The 20602-nt window shown below is 42.6% G+C and carries 20 protein-coding genes and 1 other RNA gene; 10 read left to right on the plus strand and 11 right to left on the minus strand.

The window, feature by feature from the left end; all coding sequences use genetic code 11:
- Positions 1-264 precede the first annotated feature (264 nt).
- Positions 265-1899 carry an amidohydrolase family protein gene (locus GNIT_RS12600; RefSeq protein WP_014109622.1) on the plus strand — a complete coding sequence of 545 codons (1635 nt, stop codon included), beginning with the start codon at positions 265-267 and terminating at the stop codon, positions 1897-1899.
- Entirely contained in the window at positions 1900-2805 is a 906-nt protein-coding gene (locus tag GNIT_RS12605) for a DMT family transporter (RefSeq protein WP_014109623.1), read from the plus strand.
- A gap of 1 nt (position 2806) precedes the next feature.
- Here the strand turns inward: GNIT_RS12605 and GNIT_RS12610 are convergent, their stop codons facing one another.
- Together GNIT_RS12610 and GNIT_RS12615 are read right to left on the minus strand one after the other, a co-directional pair.
- Positions 2807-3619, minus strand: a complete 813-nt coding sequence (locus tag GNIT_RS12610) for an endonuclease/exonuclease/phosphatase family protein (protein ID WP_014109624.1) — start codon at positions 3617-3619, stop codon at positions 2807-2809.
- Positions 3620-3678: 59 nt separating this feature from the next.
- Positions 3679-5133: a phospholipase D-like domain-containing protein gene (locus GNIT_RS12615; RefSeq protein ID WP_041246424.1), complete on the minus strand. Its 1455-nt coding sequence runs from the start codon at positions 5131-5133 to the stop codon at positions 3679-3681.
- Positions 5134-5188: 55 nt separating this feature from the next.
- On the opposite strand from GNIT_RS12615, the gene GNIT_RS12620 reads away from it, so the two are divergent.
- Complete coding sequence (locus GNIT_RS12620) at positions 5189-5647, plus strand: PGPGW domain-containing protein (RefSeq protein WP_014109626.1); 459 nt, start codon at positions 5189-5191, stop codon at positions 5645-5647.
- Between the two features lie 55 nt (positions 5648-5702).
- Here GNIT_RS12620 and GNIT_RS12625 read toward each other — a convergent pair whose 3' ends face one another.
- From GNIT_RS12625 to GNIT_RS12635, 3 genes are all read right to left on the minus strand, one after another.
- Positions 5703-6908, minus strand: coding sequence for an FAD-dependent oxidoreductase (locus GNIT_RS12625; RefSeq protein WP_014109627.1), 1206 nt, complete (start codon positions 6906-6908; stop codon positions 5703-5705).
- Positions 6909-7000: 92 nt separating this feature from the next.
- Positions 7001-8347: a Xaa-Pro aminopeptidase gene (gene pepP / locus GNIT_RS12630; RefSeq protein WP_014109628.1), complete on the minus strand. Its 1347-nt coding sequence runs from the start codon at positions 8345-8347 to the stop codon at positions 7001-7003.
- Between the two features lie 113 nt (positions 8348-8460).
- The gene (locus tag GNIT_RS12635; RefSeq protein ID WP_014109629.1) at positions 8461-9030 is read right to left on the minus strand and encodes a UPF0149 family protein; all 570 of its coding nucleotides are present in this window, start codon (positions 9028-9030) and stop codon (positions 8461-8463) included.
- A 554-nt stretch (positions 9031-9584) separates the two neighbouring features.
- Here GNIT_RS12635 and ssrS point away from each other — a divergent pair.
- The 7 genes from ssrS (at position 9585) to GNIT_RS17940 (ending at position 14799) form a co-directional block, all read left to right on the plus strand.
- A non-coding RNA gene (gene ssrS, locus GNIT_RS17935) (6S RNA) lies at positions 9585-9768 on the plus strand.
- Between the two features lie 96 nt (positions 9769-9864).
- Positions 9865-10758 carry a ribokinase gene (locus GNIT_RS12640; protein ID WP_014109630.1) on the plus strand — a complete coding sequence of 298 codons (894 nt, stop codon included), beginning with the start codon at positions 9865-9867 and terminating at the stop codon, positions 10756-10758.
- Between the two features lie 124 nt (positions 10759-10882).
- Complete coding sequence (locus tag GNIT_RS12645) at positions 10883-11824, plus strand: nucleoside hydrolase (RefSeq protein ID WP_014109631.1); 942 nt, start codon at positions 10883-10885, stop codon at positions 11822-11824.
- Between the two features lie 36 nt (positions 11825-11860).
- Positions 11861-12481, plus strand: coding sequence for a 5-formyltetrahydrofolate cyclo-ligase (locus tag GNIT_RS12650; RefSeq protein WP_014109632.1), 621 nt, complete (start codon positions 11861-11863; stop codon positions 12479-12481).
- A 108-nt stretch (positions 12482-12589) separates the two neighbouring features.
- Positions 12590-13243 (plus strand): ribose-5-phosphate isomerase RpiA, encoded by a 654-nt coding sequence (gene rpiA, locus GNIT_RS12655; protein WP_014109633.1) that lies wholly within the window; start codon positions 12590-12592, stop codon positions 13241-13243.
- Positions 13244-13359: 116 nt separating this feature from the next.
- On the plus strand, positions 13360-14589 hold the full coding sequence (gene serA / locus GNIT_RS12660; RefSeq protein ID WP_014109634.1) for a phosphoglycerate dehydrogenase: 1230 nt from the start codon (positions 13360-13362) through the stop codon (positions 14587-14589).
- Between the two features lie 9 nt (positions 14590-14598).
- The gene (locus tag GNIT_RS17940; protein ID WP_083822454.1) at positions 14599-14799 is read left to right on the plus strand and encodes a DUF1289 domain-containing protein; all 201 of its coding nucleotides are present in this window, start codon (positions 14599-14601) and stop codon (positions 14797-14799) included.
- Positions 14800-14847: 48 nt separating this feature from the next.
- Here the strand turns inward: GNIT_RS17940 and GNIT_RS12665 are convergent, their stop codons facing one another.
- From GNIT_RS12665 to lpdA, 6 genes are all read right to left on the minus strand, one after another.
- Positions 14848-15333, minus strand: a complete 486-nt coding sequence (locus GNIT_RS12665; protein WP_014109636.1) for a transcription elongation factor — start codon at positions 15331-15333, stop codon at positions 14848-14850.
- A gap of 241 nt (positions 15334-15574) precedes the next feature.
- Positions 15575-16327 carry a DUF481 domain-containing protein gene (locus GNIT_RS12670; protein ID WP_014109637.1) on the minus strand — a complete coding sequence of 251 codons (753 nt, stop codon included), beginning with the start codon at positions 16325-16327 and terminating at the stop codon, positions 15575-15577.
- Positions 16328-16428: 101 nt separating this feature from the next.
- Complete coding sequence (locus GNIT_RS12675) at positions 16429-17241, minus strand: DUF481 domain-containing protein (protein WP_049786938.1); 813 nt, start codon at positions 17239-17241, stop codon at positions 16429-16431.
- Positions 17242-17265: 24 nt separating this feature from the next.
- Positions 17266-18093, minus strand: a complete 828-nt coding sequence (locus GNIT_RS12680) for an HDOD domain-containing protein (protein WP_014109639.1) — start codon at positions 18091-18093, stop codon at positions 17266-17268.
- A gap of 163 nt (positions 18094-18256) precedes the next feature.
- Entirely contained in the window at positions 18257-18499 is a 243-nt protein-coding gene (locus GNIT_RS12685; RefSeq protein ID WP_420492361.1) for a DUF1289 domain-containing protein, read from the minus strand.
- Between the two features lie 677 nt (positions 18500-19176).
- Positions 19177-20595: a dihydrolipoyl dehydrogenase gene (lpdA, locus tag GNIT_RS12690; protein WP_014109641.1), complete on the minus strand. Its 1419-nt coding sequence runs from the start codon at positions 20593-20595 to the stop codon at positions 19177-19179.
- Positions 20596-20602: the final 7 nt, after the last annotated feature.

Here is a 20602-nt window from a genome sequence, read left to right on the forward strand (position 1 = left end):
TTGAATATCTATATTTCAAATAAAAATTATTCTTCAAAACACGCCGCATCCACGAAGCAGTTTCTAAGTATAGACTTGAGTATATTACAAAATAGTGACGCTATTAGCTTTAATTTATGTAAATTAATATTCATACACTATTATGACATTGGGCACATTTACAACATTAACAGTTTTTTTTAAATATTGAGATACCGCTACTTGCAATGACCATTGGCTAATTTCATCGTATACTAACGCAAAATAATAAAACGGCAGACCCTTATGCTAGCTAAAATAACGTTTCTTTTTAAGCACACGGTATTCTCAAGAGTACTGATAAATAAAGCAGTCATACAAAAATCAATTGCTAAAATCGCGCTTGCAATAGCTTTCAGCTTATTTGCATCCGCATCATTTGCAGCGCCCGGGGCGTCAGCACCCACAAAACAAGACGGTGAAGGTGAAGGCCCGTACGAGCGTCTAATTCTGCGCGCAGTCACTATCGTTAATGGTGAAGGCGCACCAGCCCGCGGTCCTGTCGACATCGTCATTGAAAAAAATCGTATTACTAATATCGTAAATGTAGGCAACCCCGGCGTTCCTATCAAGTCAAATAATCGCCCCATATTGCGTGATGGCGATAAAGAAATGTTGCTGCCGGGTTATTTCGTTATGCCAGGCTTTATTGACATGCATGGCCACATCGGTGGTTCAGCAGACAATATCCCTGCAGAGTATGTTTTTAAACTCTGGTTAGGCCACGGCATTACCACTGTACGCGAGCCGGGCAGCTTTAATGGCCTCGATTGGGTACTTGATCACGCGGAACGAAGTGCCAAAAATACCATCGTTGCTCCTCGCATTATTCCTTATCTAGGTTTCGGCATGGGCAGTGACAAGCCTATTTTTACCGCTAAACAAGCGCGGGATTGGGTTAAAAATGCAGGTAAGCAAGGCGCAAAAGGAATTAAGTTCTTTGGCGCCACACCGAAGGTCATGGAAGCAGCCTTAGACGAAGCTAAAAAGCAGAAACTGGGTACCATGATGCACCACGCTCAACTGAACGTAATGAGCATGAATGCGCTAGATTCTGCCAGATTAGGCCTAACCACCATGGAACATTGGTATGGATTGCCCGAAGCACTGTTCGAAGATCAGACTATTCAAAACTACCCCGCAAGCTACAATTACAACAATGAGCAAGACCGTTTTTCCGAAGCCGGCAAGCTATGGAAGCAAGCAGCGCCATACGGTTCTGAAAAATGGAACGCAGTTCGCGACGAACTGATTGAATTAGATTTCACCATTAATCCAACCATGACTATTTACCAGGCAAGTCGTGATTTGATGCGTGAGCGCAACGCTGACTGGCATGATGAATATACACTGCCCACGTTATGGGAATTTTTCAAGCCAAGCAGATATGCACACGGTTCGTACTGGTTTGATTGGACCACCGATGAAGAAATTTCTTGGAAAGAAAACTTTAAGCTGTGGATGCAATTTTTAAACGACTACAAAAACCATGGGGGACGTGTTACTACAGGCTCTGACTCTGGCTATATCTACAAAATTTACGGTTTTGGCTACATTAGCGAATTAGAGTTACTGCGCGAAGCCGGTTTTAACCCTTATGAAGTGATTCAAGCTGCAACGCTGAATGGCGCGGAAGCGTTGGGTATGGATGACCAAATTGGCTCAATTAGCATTGGTAAACTAGCTGACATGGTGATTATTAAAGAAAATCCATTGCGCAATTTCAAAGTGTTATACGGTACAGGGCACTATCAGTTAGATGAAAACAACCAGCCAACTCGCACCGGCGGCGTTGATTACACGATTAAAGATGGCATTGTATATGATGCAAAAGCCCTGCTAAGTGACGTTAGAAAAATGGTAGAAGAAGCTAAAAAATAGATGTCGAATCCATTACTCTTTCTTGCGACAGTCATGATCTGGGGCTCAACGTGGATTGCCATTAATTATCAAATTAATGTTGTTGACCCTGCGGTCTCTGTCGCTTTTCGATTTAGCATTGCCGCAGCAATTTTGGGCTTTTGGTGCTGGTTTCGCAAGCTTCCGCTTAGAATGCCTTTAGAGACCCATAAAAAGCTGATATTGGTAGGAATACTTTTTTATACCTTAGATTATTCATTTTTGTACGCGGCACAACATCATATAATAAGCGCGTTGCTGGCGTTGCTTAGCTCAAGCGTCATCTATATTAATGTGGTTTTACGCCGCGTTTTGTTAGGCAAACCAATGCGTTTAGAAGTGGTCATCGGCGCTACTTTCGGGCTGATTGGCATCGCCATGATATTCATTCCTGAATTTGAAGCAATGAGTGTGAACGAAGGGCTTACTGTAGGCTTGTTGTTTGCTGCAGCTTCTTTTCTTAGTGCGGGTGTGGGTAATGTAGTGTCAGAAAAAATACTCGATGTTGGCACACCGGTTATTCAAATGAACTTTTGGGCAATGAGTTATAGCCTCATTTTTACTTTTGGTTTCGCGTTCATTAGCGGCGCTAGTTTTACGCTGCCGACAGTGGCAAGTTATTACTATGCCTTGCTCTATTTGGCCCTATTTGGCTCTGTTTTAGCCTTCGGAGCCTATATGAAACTACTGCAGCAGATAGGCTCAGACAAAGCGGCTTACGTCGTATTGGTGTACCCTATTATCGCATTGGCAATTTCGACCTTGTTTGAAGGTTATCAGTGGACGATATTGTCGGCTATTGGCGTTATTGTTGTGCTATTCGGCAACGCTGTGGCAATGGGTAAAATAGCGTTATTCATGCGCAAAAACGCGGTTCTGAATACTTAAATTAGCGAATTTTTGAGGGCAGCTTGATTTGCTCCCCCGAGCAAATCGCATCGCCTGTGTCTACTGTCCGCAACGATAAACTTATTGGAAAATGATCCGACGATTTAATGTGTTTATGCACATGCACATCAACCACCTCTAGTCCTCGGCAGTAAATATGGTCAAGATGCTTAAACAGATGATTAAGCCTTGGCTGACGCACCATTTCTACCTCCTCTAACAAAAACGATAGTGCCAGCTTATTGAAATATTTCAACCTTTTCAAATTCCATGTATTGAAATCGCCAGCCAACAATATAGGGCCTTCATGATGCTCTAAAGCTTGAAAAACCTTGTCTATATGCGCTTTAAATTTTTCGAAAGAAACAAAATTGATAATATGAGAGTTAACCACTAGTAAGGACTGCTCAGGAGGATTCAATGGGTACACAGTTGCCAGCAACATTTTCTTCGTTTTTGTAATCGGTTCACTATGAGTCGACACTGAAAAATGATGCTTTTTTGCTGCAACGGTCGACCCAGTCTTAACGCCATTTTCTATTTTAGTATGTGCGTTTCTGAAACTACGTGCCATTATCCACTGATGCTCAAGTGACGTATTAAAATAGCTATCGAAGGGGGAATTTAAAATAGCTTCCTGCAATAGAACGAGATCTTTGTTGTGCATGAGCTTTACAAAGTCTTCTTGCCATCCCTTTTTCTTGCACTTAAACACGTTCCACAACAATACCTCTATGTCAGGTCCCATCGCTAACTTTCGAGCGCTCCCCATAATCTTTAGGGATTCAAGCCTGATGAAACGACTTTTAATCATGAAAACCTTAGCCTTTTATCAATATTGCATCAGCGAGATAATTATTTGTACGGGTCTAACTACAAATAAGGTGAAAATAAACGAACTAGGTTATTTCGAATTTTTTTGTAAGTCGCTAAACGGTATAATTCATCCTCAATAACGAGCTCAGAATTTTCTCTCTTTGAAGCAAACAAGGCTGTTAATTTGGCATTGAAATCTGTATCAAAGCACTCTAAGTTGATTTCAAAATTAAATTCCAGACTTCTCGGATCCCAATTAGTTGACCCTATGAAAGACCAAATGTCATCAATGATGACAATTTTGCTGTGGTCAAAAGGTCTTTTATTCTTGTAAATCTTTATTCCATGCTGGGTTATTCTGGGAAAATTAGCTTCCATTACCCAGTCCACAAAAAGAATATTGCTGTGTTCGGGCACAATAATTTCTACAGATATACCTCGCAAAGCGGCTGCATGCAGTGAAGTCATCAATATTTGGTCTGGAATAAAATAAGGCGTCATTATTTTTACGCTTGTTTTCGCGCAAGCTAAAGCGTTGATCAATGTCCATCGCGCCCTATTATGGTGTTCATCAGGGCCATCTTGAATTACACGGGCGACGACTGAGTTTTTGTCTTTTTGTTCATCGGTGTTTGGCTTGAAGGATGGAAATTGTATTAAGGATCCTGTCGCAAAAAACCAATCTTCTTTAAATACTTGACTGATTTGATCAATCACGGGGCCAATGACTTTAAAATGAATATCGTCAACCGGATGTGAAGCTCTTTTAACGACGTTGTTTTTACTTATGTTCATGCCACCGATATAGGCAACTTCGCCATCTACGCAGAGTATTTTGCGATGGTTTCTTAAGTTAATAAAGCGAATACTGGTAAACGAAATTGCGGGTAAAAAACGGGCGGTTTTCACACCCAGTTTTTTTAACGCTCGGTCTGATTTGTGCCAGCTGTAGCCAACGCCAATGCCGTCTAAAAGTACGTTCACCGTGACACCTCGTTCATGTGCGGCAGCTAGAGCATTAACGAATTGTTCTCCGAGCGGATCGAAATCAAATATATAACTTGATAGAACGATATAGTCCTTAGCGCGTTCAATTGATTCGATCATCGCTGGATAAGCAGTATCACCATTTACGAGCGGCTCAATTCGATTACCTGCAACGCAGTTGACTGGATGAATGGTGTATCCGGCAATGATAGAGGAGTGCCAATTTTCAGGTAATTCATGAAAATCAATGGATTTTTCTTGATTACAAAAGTCTTGTTTGACGTTTTGCGGATGTTCTTTTTGCGCTAATCGCTTAATACGATTGATGCCAAACAACCAATAAAATAGCGTTCCTACAACAGGTGAGAAAATCACTAGGCCAATCCAAGCGAGGGATGTGCGCTCGTTTTCTTTGAACAAAAGTACATGCAACGATGTCAGAAGAGATGAGCTAACATGCAAAATAACTGTTATGGTTACCCAATGGATGGAAATCCACTCTAGCAATTCTTCGAATACTTGCATAAAACTCAACTTAAACTTAAATAATGCACTGCTAAATCAATGACGGAAAACAAAAGTGCTTAAAGAATATTACAGCAATATTGCAACCTACCTAACGGATACTTTTGGCGCTAATTTTATATTCTTGATAGTTGCATTAACGACAACAGCCTCTATCGCATACTTTGTCGTAATAACCTACTTTATTACACAAATGGATAAACAATACTTCGTGCGTCGAAAAACGTCTGAGGAGGGTCTCATTAATCACCTTCACTTAACTTCGATCAGTAGAAGTGTAGCCTGCGCAGTTAAAATTGCAAAAATCATTCTTGGGATTGGCTTGTTGGTGTGCGGGATCTTGATGCTAGTTTTACCCGGTCAGGGCTTAATTACTATATTAATAGGTCTCAGCTTGCTCCCGTTTCCGGGTAAAGACAAAATGGAACAGCGCATTCTTTCGCGACATTCGGTTCGCGCCACTCTGAATTGGATAAGAATAAAAGCTAAAAAAGAACCGTTTATTTTTGATTAAGTTTCCAGAAAAAGAAGACATAGCTCAAGGTATCTTTGTTTAAAAATTTCAACAATTAGCGCTTTGCTAATCTAGGCATTTTACCCGCACTGCCCATGGCTTGTTGAATAAAGAATTTTTTGATGGGACCAATAGCATTAGCAGCCGTCAAGCCGACATTTCTCGCTAATTTCAGTGCAGGATCGGTGCCATTAAACAGTCGTTTGAAACCTTCCATGGTAGCCACAACTTTAGCCGCCTCGGCTTTTCTCCAACGTTCATAAGGCCGCAGCGCTTTTTTGGTATGGAACGGTTTACCAGCTTCTTTTAATGCACCCAGTTCTTGCGCTAATGCAGCCGCATCCAGCAAGCCCAAATTAGCGCCCTGTCCTGCCAAAGGATGAATGGTATGCGCCGCGTCTCCAACCAGTACAATACCAGTGTCAGCCCACTGTTGTGCATACTGCATCTTCAAAGGATAATTGAAGCGTTTTGTCAAAAGCTCACATTTACCTAATTGATTGTCGAGTGCTACCTGCAGTGATTTACAAAACTCTTCGTCGGTCAAAGCCAATAAGCGCTCTGCTTCTCGGGTATCTTGCGACCAAACAATCGAACATACATTCGGCGATGACAGCGGTAAAAACGCCAAAGGCCCAGTAGGGGTAAAAGCCTGTCTAGCGATGTTCTGATGCGCTTGTTCAGTGTTAACATTAGCGACAATCGCGGTGTGGTCATAGTCCCAAAAGGTGACGGGGAAACCTGCTGTTTTGCGCACAAATGAGCTGCCTCCATCCGCGCCTACAATTAACTTCGCGGCTACCATATCGGCGTTTTCAAGATTGATAAATTGTTGCTCTTTGCTGCGATTAATCGTTGTAATTTTTTGCCCGAGAAACAGCTGAATATTGTTCGCCGCTTTTGCTGTTTCGAGCAATGCTTGGACAATGCAATTGTTTTCAACGATATGACCCAAGTTTTCAACCTTGTTTTCTTGCGCAGAAAAGGCGATGCGACCAAATGCCTGATCTTCCCATACGTGCATTTCGGTATAGGCTTGCATGCGCTGGATATTTTGCCAAGCACCCACATTCTTGAATATTCGCTCACTTGCTTTGCTAATGGCGCTCACTCTTGGTGAGAACGCCTCAGTGATACCTTGCGCAATATCATTAGCGTCAATAATAGCAACTTTAAAGTCCTTTCGCGCCAGTGCCAAAGCGAGCGTTTGCCCAGTAATACCAGCGCCCACAATAGCAACATCTACATTAACCAAACTCACCTGCGCTCTCCCTTGGCAAAATTTACCAATGTATTGATTGATATGGGGGCTTTACCCAACGCTATTGCGACGACATCGTGATGCTTTGTCATTTAGCTAGCCATTAACGCTTCAATTTCGCTCACTGTCTTCGGAACTTTACTGGTCATAACATGATTGCCGCCGACAGTGATAACAATGTCGTCTTCAATACGTATGCCGATACCTTTGAATTTATCGTCGACGTTGGCTGATACAGGAATGTAAATACCGGGTTCAACCGTCATTACCATGCCCGCTTCCAAGGGGCGGTCCGCATTGTTTATTTTATAAATGCCAACATCGTGCACGTCAAGACCAAGCCAGTGTCCCAAGCCATGCATAAAATATGAACGCCACGTTTCTTTTTCTATATTCTTCTCAATCGACCCGCTTAAAATACCCAGCTCGACTAGTCCTTCAACGATGACTCGAACACAGGCCTTCATCGCTTGTGAAATTGTATTGCCTGGTTTAAGTTGCTCCAATGCCGCCAGCTGTGAATCTAACACCAACTGATACAACACTTTCTGCACCGGACTGAATTTACCATTTACTGGAAACGTGCGGGTAATGTCGGCGGCGTAGCCTTCAAGCTCACATCCTGCATCAATTAGCACTAGGTCACCGGATGAGAGTTCATCGGCGTTCTCAGTGTAATGCAGAATACATGCGTTTTCGCCGCCCCCCACGATTGTACCGTAAGCAGGTGAGCGTGCGCTTTGCATTGCAAACTCGTGATGAATTTCAGCTTCGAGCTGATACTCGAACTTTGCTGGTTGGCAAAATCTCATTGCTCGGACATGCGCCATCGCTGAAATATCAGCTGCGCGCTGCATCAGCATGATTTCAGCATCGGATTTCAACAAGCGCATAGCGTGCAGAAGCGACTGAATGTCGTGCATGTTTGAAGGAGCAACTTTACTCTGCTTCGGTGCATTTCGACATTCTGCGAGCGCGGCGCTAATAGTAGATTCGACAAGCGGGTCAGCATCAAACGAAAAATAAAGGTGTTTGTGGCCATCAATTATATCAACTAATTCTTCATCAATGTCGTCCACATCGAAGGCTAAATCCGTACCTAACTTACTAGCGGCGTTATCCACCCCTAGACGTCTGCCGTGCCATATTTCCGCATGCTCGTCAGTAGGTTGGACGAAGACGATAGATGACGTTTCTTTTTCGACCGCGGGTGATTCACCATTATATTTAAAGAACGCATTATTTGATAAAATTAGGAAAGCATTAGGTTCATTAAACCCAGTTAAGTACCAAAAATCACTGTTTTGGCGAAAAGGATATTCTGTATCATTACTACGCGTGACAAGTGAACTCGCGGCCACAATACAAATACTATTGGGCTCACATTGGGATAATAAACGTGCACGGCGCTGCTGAAACTCTGACAGAGATATTGTCATTTTTTGGCGATATTCCTTTACTAAATATTGCTAAATAGAAGTTGATAAGAGCAATCATGGACAAAAGATTTTATGCTTGCTCACTGATTGTTAGTTATATAGTGCTTATACGGTCAATGTACCGAATTGGTCACATTATCTGATTCCAAGGGTGACTTGCCCAGTTCAGTAAAGCAGAGCATCGCTGTAATGCGAACGTATTCGATAACTTCAAATAAGGCCTGCTCGGATTCTTCGTCATCATTCATTTCCTCGTCCATGCGCGCAATCTCGGTGAAGTCCTCAAGCCCCTCTTTCACGTCCGCAGAGCAAGCCGTTAAGTCTGCTTGATGCAAACCGAAGCCTAGCAGAAAGCCTTGTACCCATTGCAGCAAAGCAGTGCCACGATCGTTAATTGGCGACGCGTCATCCGGAAGACAGAGCGTAAGCGCAAATTCAGGGTCAACATATTGCTGACAAATTTCGTTAAATAAAGCCACTATTTGCGTTTTTGCTTTACCACTAAAGCCATCGCCTTGATTGATGACGTCACTTAAGGCTTCAATCCAAGATTGATCATCAGCAGTCATTCCGCCCGCTAACATGCCGCATAAAATTCCTTGCACTTCAGCTGCATCAACAATGATGTTTTCTTGTGAGAGCATGGTAGAAAAACTTTCGTAATTTGTAGTGGTTTTTGACACGAATATATCCTTTCATCAATAAGCCTCTATCGTACCAAATAGGCAATCAAAGTGGAATGATCGTCGACTTTTTAGACTTTTGCTTTGATAGGAGTGATAGACAAAAAAACCATCTAAAACGATGGCTTGAATTCAACATGGTATGACACAGTCAAGACAGTAAATGCAGCTTGTGAGGCTAATGCCAAGCCTGCCTGCTAGACGAGCACAATTAATTTTAAGATTACGTTTTCATAGTACTTATTTCCAAGATTGTCGTTGGACAAAAATTTAACAACCAAAGTCTATAGGTAGGGTGAGCTAACCGCGTATAAAATATAATGAGTTCTTCTGATAAGCACCTGTTGCATTAAAAGTTTAAAAACAACAAATTCAACAACTTAGCTAAAGAAAGACTTTACAATAAATCATTATACGAATAAGGTTGACGGCAAATTGTTTGGTTTTCAAGCACTTGTAAATCTGCAGCTACACCAAACTGTTCTGAGAAACACTTCATTCACGCCGTAGTTTCATGTAGTATCTAGACACCTAGCGAAATTCGCAGGGTCCAATGCTTCCTGGAATGTTTGCGAGTGCATTTCATGTTCCTGGCCGATGCTTAAAACTTCGGAAGTTGACACTATTACTATTGTGTAAGCTCGACCCGTATCGAGAAACCTGCGGTAATGTAGATACCTCCACCGTGTCCTTATCGGCACACGGACGAAAAGTGTACGGCGACATTTTGGGAAGCACCATATTGTATTCAACATTTTATTCTACAATGTCTTGCTTTTACTCAGCCTAGAAACTGAGGCGCATAACTCCAAGGCATAACCACAAGGCATAACCATGGCGGTTTTTAACTTTGGGTCAATCAATATTGACCACGTGTATTCTGTTCCCCACTTCGTACAACCAGGCGAAACTCTCTCATCAAGCAGTTACCAATCAATCTTGGGCGGCAAGGGCGCGAACCAATCGGTTGCATTGGCTAAAGCAAATAACAACGTTTTTCACGTTGGGGCTATCGGCAGCTCGGACAGCGGCTTCATCGAACAAATGAAAGAAGCGGGTGTAAACTGTGAGTTTATTCGCGAAATGAGTGATGTTGCCTCTGGCCATGCCATTATTCAAGTTACCCCTGATGCGGAAAACAACATTATTTTATTCGGTGGTGCTAACCAATGTATTAGCGATGACCATATCGCTAGCGCATTAGCCACTGCCAAGCCAAACGATTGGGTGTTACTGCAAAACGAAACCAACGCCATTGATAAAATCATCACAGAAGCGCACAAGCGACAGTTGCACATTGCCTTTAATCCAGCGCCAATGACTGAATCGGTTAAACAACTACCATTGGACAAACTAACGCTGCTAGTAGTAAACGAGGTTGAAGCCGAACAACTCACTGGTGAAAATGACGTCGAAGCAATTAAACGCTCACTAAAATCAAATTATCCAAACACCAAGGTCCTGCTCACATTAGGCAAAGCTGGCGTGTGGTTCTTTGAAGCCGATAACGAAGAATTCTGTGCGGCATTCAAAGTCAAAGCCGTCGATACCACAGCAGCGGGTGACACCTTCATTGGCTTTTTTCTAGCTGCCTATCAAGCAAACAAAAGCATCGCTGAAGCCTTAAAATATGCCTGTGCGGCGTCGGCATTAGCAGTAATGAAAGCAGGCGCTGCGCCCTCCATTCCAAGCGTTGACGAAGTCATTGCTTTTTTACAAACACAATAGGTATTCTTCACTACCGGTTGGCACTATTTACATTAATAAACAGTTACAATAATAAACATTTAAAATAATAAAAAGAGCTTATTTGCTGTGAGCAAATATTCATAAAATGAGAAACGAGACAACTATGACACACAAAATTATATTAGACACGGATCCGGGCATTGACGATGCAATGGCGATATTTTTTGCTTTCCAGTCACCCGAAATAGAAGTACTCGGTCTAACCACTGTTTTTGGCAATGTGCCTGTATCGATGGCTGCGCAAAACGGACTTAGTCTTTGCGAACTGGCCGAAGTAGATATTCCTGTGTGCAAAGGCGTAGCAATGCCATGGGTAGGACCTGAATCGAAGTACGCTCATTTTGTGCACGGTGACGATGGTTTTGGCAATATTAATCACCCTGCTCCAGTAGGTAAAATCGACCCGCGTAGTTCAGCTGAATTTATCGTCGAGATGGCGCGTAAATATCCAAGTGAAATCACGATTGTTGCTGTTGGACCTTTAGGTAATTTAGCCTTAGCCCTGCGCTTAGAACCAAATTTACCGAAACTCATAAAAAGTGTGAATATAATGGGTGGCGCTGCTTTTGTTGCGGGTAATGTAACGCCTGTCGCTGAAGCAAATATCTGGAACGATGCTTTTGCTGCGGAAATTGTTTTAGCTGCTGATTGGGAAGTCAATATGTTTGGTTTAGACGTTACTTACGACCTCCCCTTCCAACCAGATTTTACGAGTATATTGGCCGAAAAGAATCCAACACTCGGTGGGTTTGTAAAAAAAGCAGCCGAGTTCTATACCGAGTTCTACTCAAAGGGTAAAGAAACGGAACAATGCTATTTTCACGATGCATTTCCATTAGCGTATATGATTGATCCTTCTTTATTTGAGATGACTGCAGGCAACGTTCGCGTTTCTACTGATAAGTTGAACCAAGGACAAACAAGCTTTGCACCCTACGGAACGACTGCTAGTCCTGATTGGCTCGAAGCATCAAGCGTCAACTTTGCCACAAAAGTTGATCATCCTCGCCTCACAGAACTATTCATTAATCGTTACGCTCTGTAGAGGAGTGTTTCAATCTTAGCTAGTACACCGAGTGATATGGCCGCTGCAGCGATGAATATGCAAACCCAAAGCGCTAAAATACGAAAAGACCTACGCCAGACCTTCCGTAATAAACGTCTGGCGCTTTCAACAGCTCAGCAAATGAAAGCTGGCAAACAACTCGTTAAGCAATTTCAAGAGCATGCAGTTTTTCAAAATGCACAAAACGTGGCGTTATATCTCTCATTCAATGGCGAAATTAATACCCAAGCCCTAATTGATCATTTGTGGTCACTAAAGCGCAACGTATTCGTTCCTATTTTGCACCCTTTTTGCAAAGGCCAGCTGTTGTTTCAGGCGTACACGCCAAACACGAAAATGCGTCACAACCAGCTTGGTATTTTAGAGCCTGTGCTGGACGTTCGCTATGTTTGTCCTTTAGAAAATCTACAACTAATATTAACGCCATTGGTCGCATTCGACACAAGTGGAAATAGACTGGGAATGGGCGGAGGCTTTTACGATCGCACCTTAGTGGCCTTGCAGAATAAGAAACACCAAGCAACTGTCGCTGGACTCGCTCATGAACTGCAACTAACGTCAACTTTACCCACTGAAACTTGGGATATTCCGCTGCCTTATATACTCACATCAAGTAAACTTTATTCTTTTTCGTAAACTCTTTGTATTCGAGAAGGTTTAAGACTAAATTCAACGCAAGCAACCTAGCTTTATTATTTAGCTGCAACTCATTACGGTTGCAATGACAACACGAGGATATTGAAAATGGACCAAAATCAGAAGAAAAAAGCAGCCGCTGAAGCTGCACTTGCCTTTGTGCAGCCTGATACCATTGTTGGAGTTGGAACAGGCTCTACCGTTAACTTTTTTATTGATGCACTTGCTAGCAAAAAGAATGATATTGCTGGTGCAGTCTCCAGCTCAGATGCCTCTACACAAAGATTGAAAAAACTCGGTATAGAGGTCTTTGATTTGAACTCAGTAGACGACCTTGACATTTATGTCGATGGTGCAGATGAAATTACAGAACATAAGCATATGATTAAAGGCGGCGGGGCTGCATTAACGCGTGAAAAAATTGTTGCTGCAGTGGCGAAAACCTTTATTTGTATCATTGACGACACCAAGCATGTTCCAATATTAGGGCGCTTCCCTCTTCCGGTTGAAGTGATACCCATGGCTCGCTCTTATGTTGCCCGAGAAATTGTAAAATTAGGCGGCGATCCAGCCTATCGTCAGGGTGTTGTAACCGACAACGGCAATATCATTCTTGACGTGCATAACTTAGAAATTTTAAACCCAGTTGAACTAGAGAATCAGTTAAACAACATCGTGGGTGTTGTGACTAATGGGCTATTCGCTGACCGCTGCGCCGACATTGTTCTCACAGGAACAGAACAAGGCGTTGTAAAGAGTTAGCAGTGCGTGAATAAAAACTGTGCAGTTTGGTTTTAATTTGCTATATTGCTGCACTGCATCCAACAGACGTCTAGATGTCTGAGTAAATTCATATTACGTGTTAAGGTTTTCGTTCAATGACTAAAGTGTCGCTTCCCAAAGAAAAAATCAAAATCCTTTTGCTTGAGGGTTTACATCCCAGTACCGTTGAAACTTTAAAGGCCAATGGGTACACCAACATCGAAACCTTGAAAACTTCGCTTCCCGAAGATGAGCTTATTAAGAAAATCAAAAATGTTCACTTCATTGGGATTCGCTCAAGAACCCAGCTTAACGAGAAAGTGATTGCCGCAGCGAAAAAATTAGTTGCAGTAGGCTGTTTCTGTATCGGTACAAACCAAGTTGATTTAAAGGCAACTTTAATACGTGGCATCCCCGTATTTAATGCACCGTTTTCAAATACCCGCTCGGTTGCTGAATTGGTATTAGGCCAAATAATTATTTTGTTACGAGGTATCCCAGCTAAAAATGCCAAAGCGCACAGAGGTGAATGGGATAAGTCTGCCGTTGGTTCTTTTGAAGCGCGAGGCAAAACCTTAGGCATCATTGGCTACGGTCACATTGGCACTCAGTTGAGTATTCTCGCAGAACACTTAGGCATGCGCGTTCAGTTTTACGACATTGAAGATAAGCTAGTGTTAGGCAACTCAATTCAACTTAAGTCGCTGAAACAACTGTTGAATACTTCTGACATTGTTACGCTACACGTTCCAGAAACAGCACACACTCAAAATATGATTGGCGCAAAAGAACTGTCGCAAATGAAACAGGGTTCTATTTTAATCAATGCTGCACGCGGAACCATCATTGATATTGACGCCTTAGTCGATGCACTTGAATCGGGCAAGTTAAATGGTGCGGCTATTGACGTATTCCCTATCGAACCCAAATCAAACAGTGAAGAGTTTGAGTCACCGCTGCGTGCTTTTGACAACGTCATATTAACGCCTCATGTTGGCGGAAGCACACAAGAAGCACAAGAAAATATTGGGATTGAAGTGGCCGGAAAGTTAGCGAAGTACAGTGACAACGGTTCAACCCTATCCGCCGTCAACTTCCCTGAAGTGTCTTTGCCATCGCATATCAATCGCTCTCGCTTATTGCATATACACGCTAACCGTCCTGGTGTGATGACTCAAATTAACCAAGCCTTTGCTGATCAAAATATCAACATCGCTGCTCAGTATTTGCAAACCGTCGAAGAAGTTGGTTACGTTGTCATCGACGTTGAAGCAGACAGAGCCGACGATGCTTTCGCACAATTGGAAGCTATTGAAGGGACGATAAAAACACGTCTCCTGCATTAAAGTCCATATATGACAAACCGTGCCGAAGTTAGCTCCCCATGCATTAGAAACTGCTGTCTTGACTTGCAAGACATTTGCGTGGGGTGCAAACGATCGATAGACGAGATATTAGCCTGGGGCAACGCAAATAGCGCAGAGCGCTTGATCATCCTTGAGCAAGCCGAAAAACGGCGAAGCGGTCAATCACAAAGTCATCAACAGAATAGTTGAAAGCAAGAGCGCTAGTAGTCGTTGTGAGTCATTCAATCGACTCGAATGTTAAACAACATTCATAATTAAGTAATGCTTTTTATACTGAGCGCTTCCAAACTCAAACTCATCATCAACGAACTTTCCCAATAACTTTTTACCTAATGGGGATGATTGCGTAATCACTACGATGGTTTGCTCTTCGAATATAAATTTGAGGCCGCCCGACACTGGTGCTAAAAATAGCAACAATGGTTTTTTTTCTTGGTCTATCAAGCTAAGCAAGGCACCAACTGCAATAGCATCACTTTGCGAGAAATCCACGGGACCCAGCTTTTTAATCGCATCCAAATCAGCACGACATTCTGATGCGCGTTTAGCTTGTCCCTCTGCTAAATAGGCGGCTTCTAACGCCAGTGTGTCATATTTATTTTCTGCAATATTAGCTTTATCGGTTGCCGTTGAATGCGCTCTCTTTGCTGCCGTCAATGCTGTTTGATAGTTTGCTTCTAGTTCGCATATCAAGTGCTCTATTAACTTGTTTTTGTAAGACATAGGTTTCCATGATCAAGCTTGCTCTTCAAACTGAGTGAGTCCAAAAGCTCGTGCTTTTTTTTTGGATGATACTTGATAAAAGCCAAAGATGCCGACTTATCAACACGCAATGAATCGCAGTTAAGAAATGAAGTTGGCTAAGAATATAGCAAAATAGAAGATTCGATTAATAAGAAAAACTAAAAAGCTCCGTTTTCAACATGACTGAAAACGGAGCTTTGTTTTTTTATTAACTTTGCGTTTAGAAGAACGTGTAAACCAAGTTAACTGATGTTTCAGTATCTAAGTTGTCACGCTCGCCGGTCACGTCTGAGTTGTGGTCAAATTTGATCGCAACTTTCATTGACAAACCACCAGCAATTTTAGCGCTGACGGCACTTTCTGCACGAGATTTTGTATTTTCTTCACCGATTTCTGTCGAAAACGATTGAGTGAATTTTGCTGTTTCTGAAATCGTGTATGCATAAGCAAAGGCACCACGAACAAGAAAACCATTTTCTGATTCAGTGGTTACATTGCCAGCAGTATCTGTCACGAATCGGTCCGCAAATGAGTAACCAGGACCAATACTGTATTGGAAGCTACTTGTCTCATCGGCCCAAAGCTTTTGGTTCCAACCCGCTGCAATTGTTGCTTGATAATCAAACTCACTAAAACGGTCATCTTCGTATGAAGCAAAACCAAATAAGCGGTGATCAGGATTTTCTAACTTATAGTTAGCTTGGCCAGACGCAAACTTCTTGTCAGCTGACGTTGTATCAACACCATCAACGGTATCTTTTTTATACAATGCTTTGAAAGTAAATACATTGCTCCACTGCTCAAGCTCTTGAGTTGCATTTAACGCTGCATTTGCTGACGTGGTCTCAGTATTACCAGAAGTGAAAATGAAACCAAGCTCACCGTCCATTGTAAATTCTTTTTCTTCTTCTGCCTGCGCACCAGACGCAAATAGACCTAAGGCAATGACTGCCGATATAGTTGAAAGTTTCATAGATTTTCCCATATTATATTTTGAAGAAGGCTAGAAACAGCGAATAGCATAGCCTTCATTTAGCGCGGCCACATAATATCTACATTTTAAATTATGGCAAGTTAAAAAAACTGATACACCAAGGAAATGCTTGTTTCAGTGCTCAAATCATCATTTACCTGCAGTGTACTGTCATTATAAATCATCACAAAAGACAGTTTCATTGCTAACGATTCAATAATACTGGTGGTCAGAGTCGTTTCAGACCGTGAGCGATTAGTCTCCTGCCCCGCCTCCGTGCTAACAAATTGTCTGAACTTAGCAGTATCATTCAGCTCCAAGCGATAATCAAGAGACGCTCTTACGATCATTTCATTGAAAGTATCGTAGGATTTGTGATTTTCTTCGTCTATTATTTCTCGTTCAGCATAGGAATAGCCGGGCCCAACACTGTATCTCAATTGGCTCTCTTCACTTTTCCAAGCGTGTGAACTCCAACCTGCAGCAACCGCGGCTTGATAACGAAAACCATTAAACCGATTGTCATCATATTCGCCATAAAGAAACAGCCTATTGTTTTTTGAAGGCAGCTTGTAATCTAACTGGGCATTTACCAAAAATCGCTGAGCGGTTACAACAGTGCTTCCATCAACTTCATTCTGCTGATAGGCGATTTCGCTATAATAACGGTTACTCCACTGAGGCATTTCATGCTCTGAAGTAAGTGCTCCTTTGAATGTAGATGTATTGGTATTGCCACTGGCCGTCAGGACGCCCAGCTCACCGCTAAGCGTTACTTCTTTTGGGTTTTCTTTTTGTCTTTTTTCTTTCAGATACAACTTTTTCAAGAGATCACTGGACGCACTTGCCTGAAACGACAAAGTGAGGGTCACACAAAAACACCCCAATGGGGTGAGTAATTTTAATTTAGACATGTTGTTGGTATAGCTATTCAGTGTTTACGAATTTATCAGGTTCGCAATATTAGAAGTTTCCAAGCGCGAATAGTTTATGATCATATCATAATCTTCATCGCTCAAGCCAACAGTCTCTATAGCTTGATTATTAATTTGAGGGAGACTTTCAAGGTCAATATCCTTACCTTCGCATTCACACATTGCTATTGCGAAATAAACGATGCTTTCTTCCAAGTTCATTCTTCCGCTAGGCGGATGCTTTAATCCTTTTAAGGGAATAAAAAGTGATTGTGGGAGCTTCCATTCCTCAATAATGTGGCCGCTGCACTCTGGAAAAGTAAAGCCAAAGTGTTTCATTTGCTTAGCTAACGGTGCACATATTTCTGTGTCATTCTGATACTTTGCATATGCCTTCGCGTGCTTACTAGCCACAATGAGTTCGCTCAGACCTTGCAGGATACCTAAAACAAAGAAGCGCTCGCTTCCCCTTGACTGCGTTTGTAGAGCAATACATTTAGCAATCACGCCGCACATTACCGCTTTTTGCCAATAGTCGGCAAAATCTATAGTGGTTGAATTAAACGTTTTGAAAGCAATGTTGGCTGTTTCTGCAATCGAAATATTGTACGCAGCCTCACCGCCAATGACATTAAGTGCCTTTGGCACTGTTTCAATTTGGCTGGGAAACCTGAACAAGGCACTGTTCGCTAATTTTAATATTTTTGCACTTAACGAAGGGTCGACAGAAATTAATTGCGCTATGTCAGTTAAGTCTTTTCTCGTGTCATCTAAGGCAACCCTCAAGTTCACGCAGGTGTCTGGAAGAGTAAACGATTTTGACGCAAATTTAACAAGAGGCTTAATTGGCATAGTTCCGATCTTAGTTCTGTACAATGCGTGGAGTATATATTAACCAAATTTTTGTAGGGTGGTAACAACAATACCTTGCACAAGTAATCTATACCTTTAACCAGTGGCGTGACCTTAAGTTGTCTATTTATTTGGCTTTTTTTTCAGAAGTAGCAAAATCAAATTAAAATAAATCTTGCTGTTCACCTGCTGAATGCTGTGGTTTTGACTCTGCTTGCTTGCGCAACCATGACTGCTTACGACGACTGCATGCTTTTACAATGATGCGTTTAGTTTGATCATCGATATCCAGCCAATGAAGCCGTTCCTCACGACTTCTAAAGCAGCCTTTGCAATAGCCTCGCGGCCCTGATTGGCAAACACCGATACATGGGCTTGGGATAGCAAAAAACTCTAGCTGCTGCATATCGCTCATAATGACAAGGGTCTCACTCAATGGTGTGCTTTCTTACAATCGCGAATTTATTTTTAACACACAATTACCCTGCTTGTGAATCAAATAAAAACTGTTGATGCTGATATTTTTGAATACATGACTTTCTAGTACGACATCTCGAACGAAAAAGTGCTGTTTGACTCATCATACATCCCTGTTGACTCATCGGCATCGCTGTTGGCTTTTCATGGGCCGCAATCTATAAAGGAATCCCCTTCACTTGCCAAAATACGCTGTTCGTCATCCTGACCGCTTACAAAGGACGTCCTGTCCTTTGAAAATTTTGGCAAGTGAAGGGGATGCCTTTATAGCTTGCTAGTTATGTGCGCTGTTGTCGCTAGGGGGTTGATTTTAAGCCATGCCGATATAACAAATCAGGCACCATGGGGAAGTATTAAAACACGATGCCAATACAGCAAACCAGGCGCCACGGCGCGATAAGTCATAGAGAGGGGGCGTTGGAGGTGGGTTCACCCCAACAGACCTTCTAATGGCAAGGATGCCATTAGAGAGCGGCCAGGGATGGCGAACAGCGGGTCTGTTGGGGTGAACCCACCTCCGACGCCCCCTCTCTATGACTTTTTCTTAAGCAAAAAAAAGCCGATACTGCAAAAGTATCGGCTTGGTGTTTACAACCTAAAGCAATGTTATTTTTTCTTGGCTTTTGGGTTTGGCATATCTGTGATGCTGCCTTCGAATATTTCAGCTGCAAGGCCAATTGATTCGTTTAACGTTGGGTGAGCGTGGATAGTTAATGCGATATCTTCAGCATCAGCTCCCATTTCAATCGCTAGACCGATTTCACCTAACATTTCGCCAGCATTAGTACCAATAATGGCACCACCGATGATGCGACCTGAATCTTTTTCAAAAATCAGTTTGGTCAAACCATCAGTTGCGGCAGATGCAATTGCGCGACCAGATGCAGCCCATGGGAATGTGGCAGCTTCGTAGTTAACGCCTTGCTCTTTCGCTTCTTTTTCTGTCAAACCAACCCAAGCGACTTCTGGCTCAGTATAGGCAACCGAAGGAATGCATTTTGGATCAAAGTAATGCTTCTTACCCGCAATGACTTCAGCAGCCACGTGGCCTTCGTGAACCGCTTTGTGAGCAAGCATCGGCTGGCCAACAAGATCACCAATCGCAAAAATGTTCGAAACATTTGTGCGCATTTGTTTATCAACGTCGATGAAACCACGATCAGTTACCGTCACGCCAGCTTTCTCAGCAGCAACAAGCGAACCATTTGGCTTACGACCCACAGCAACCAGTACTCGATCGTAACGTACCGGTTCAGCAGGTGCTTGCTTGCCTTCAAACGTGACATACAATCCGTCATCTTTAGCTTCAACATTGGTCACTTTAGTTTCAAGCATCGTGTTGAATTTGTCTTTGATGGTTTTCATGTACATTTTGACAATGTCTTTGTCAGCAGCAGGCATCAACTGATCTAAAAACTCAACAACGTCAATCTTTGAACCTAAGGCATGGTAAACAGTACCCATTTCAAGACCGATGATACCGCCACCCAAAACAAGCATTTTGCCAGGGATGTCGCGCATTTCTAATGCACCAGTTGAATCGATTACGCGCTCGTCATCTGGAACAAACGGTAGATTAACCGGTTCAGAACCTGCTGCGATAATTGCATTGTCAAACGTAATTGTCGTTTTACCGTCGTTACCTTCAACTTCAATAGTGTTGGATCCAGTAAATTTACCATAGCCCTGCACGTGTTTTACTTTGCGCATTTTTGACATGCCAGCAAGACCCTTGGTCAATTGCGTGACAACGCTGTCTTTCCAATCGCGAATTTTGTCTAGATCGAACGTGGGTTCGCCAAAAGTGACACCGTGAGCAGATAGGTGCTTAGCCTCTTGGATCACTTTAGCAACGTGCAATAGTGCTTTCGAAGGAATACAACCTACGTTTAAGCACACACCACCGAGCGTTTCACGAACGTCTACGATAACTGTATCTATGCCTAAATCGGCTGCTCTGAATGCTGCAGAATATCCACCAGGACCTGCGCCTAGTACGACCAACTGAGTTTTAATCTCGCTCATTATGACC

Origin of the sequence: Glaciecola nitratireducens FR1064, from assembly GCF_000226565.1 — a bacterium.
In the GTDB taxonomy this organism is placed as follows: domain Bacteria; phylum Pseudomonadota; class Gammaproteobacteria; order Enterobacterales; family Alteromonadaceae; genus Glaciecola; species Glaciecola nitratireducens.

What these genes read in the sequence shown, in the direction of transcription:
- GNIT_RS12600 (WP_014109622.1), top strand. Translation starts at nt 265, where the DNA reads ATGCTAGCTAAAATAACGTTTCTTTTTAAGCACACGGTATTCTCAAGA.
- GNIT_RS12605 (WP_014109623.1), top strand. Translation starts at nt 1,900, where the DNA reads ATGTCGAATCCATTACTCTTTCTTGCGACAGTCATGATCTGGGGCTCA.
- GNIT_RS12610 (WP_014109624.1), bottom strand. Translation starts at nt 3,619, where the DNA reads ATGATTAAAAGTCGTTTCATCAGGCTTGAATCCCTAAAGATTATGGGG.
- GNIT_RS12615 (WP_041246424.1), bottom strand. Translation starts at nt 5,133, where the DNA reads ATGCAAGTATTCGAAGAATTGCTAGAGTGGATTTCCATCCATTGGGTA.
- pepP (WP_014109628.1), bottom strand. Translation starts at nt 8,347, where the DNA reads ATGACAATATCTCTGTCAGAGTTTCAGCAGCGCCGTGCACGTTTATTA.
- GNIT_RS12640 (WP_014109630.1), top strand. Translation starts at nt 9,865, where the DNA reads ATGGCGGTTTTTAACTTTGGGTCAATCAATATTGACCACGTGTATTCT.
- GNIT_RS12645 (WP_014109631.1), top strand. Translation starts at nt 10,883, where the DNA reads ATGACACACAAAATTATATTAGACACGGATCCGGGCATTGACGATGCA.
- GNIT_RS12650 (WP_014109632.1), top strand. Translation starts at nt 11,861, where the DNA reads ATGGCCGCTGCAGCGATGAATATGCAAACCCAAAGCGCTAAAATACGA.
- rpiA (WP_014109633.1), top strand. Translation starts at nt 12,590, where the DNA reads ATGGACCAAAATCAGAAGAAAAAAGCAGCCGCTGAAGCTGCACTTGCC.
- serA (WP_014109634.1), top strand. Translation starts at nt 13,360, where the DNA reads ATGACTAAAGTGTCGCTTCCCAAAGAAAAAATCAAAATCCTTTTGCTT.
- GNIT_RS17940 (WP_083822454.1), top strand. Translation starts at nt 14,599, where the DNA reads ATGACAAACCGTGCCGAAGTTAGCTCCCCATGCATTAGAAACTGCTGT.
- GNIT_RS12665 (WP_014109636.1), bottom strand. Translation starts at nt 15,333, where the DNA reads ATGTCTTACAAAAACAAGTTAATAGAGCACTTGATATGCGAACTAGAA.
- GNIT_RS12670 (WP_014109637.1), bottom strand. Translation starts at nt 16,327, where the DNA reads ATGAAACTTTCAACTATATCGGCAGTCATTGCCTTAGGTCTATTTGCG.
- GNIT_RS12675 (WP_049786938.1), bottom strand. Translation starts at nt 17,241, where the DNA reads ATGTCTAAATTAAAATTACTCACCCCATTGGGGTGTTTTTGTGTGACC.
- GNIT_RS12680 (WP_014109639.1), bottom strand. Translation starts at nt 18,093, where the DNA reads ATGCCAATTAAGCCTCTTGTTAAATTTGCGTCAAAATCGTTTACTCTT.
- GNIT_RS12685 (WP_420492361.1), bottom strand. Translation starts at nt 18,499, where the DNA reads ATGCAGCAGCTAGAGTTTTTTGCTATCCCAAGCCCATGTATCGGTGTT.
- lpdA (WP_014109641.1), bottom strand. Translation starts at nt 20,595, where the DNA reads ATGAGCGAGATTAAAACTCAGTTGGTCGTACTAGGCGCAGGTCCTGGT.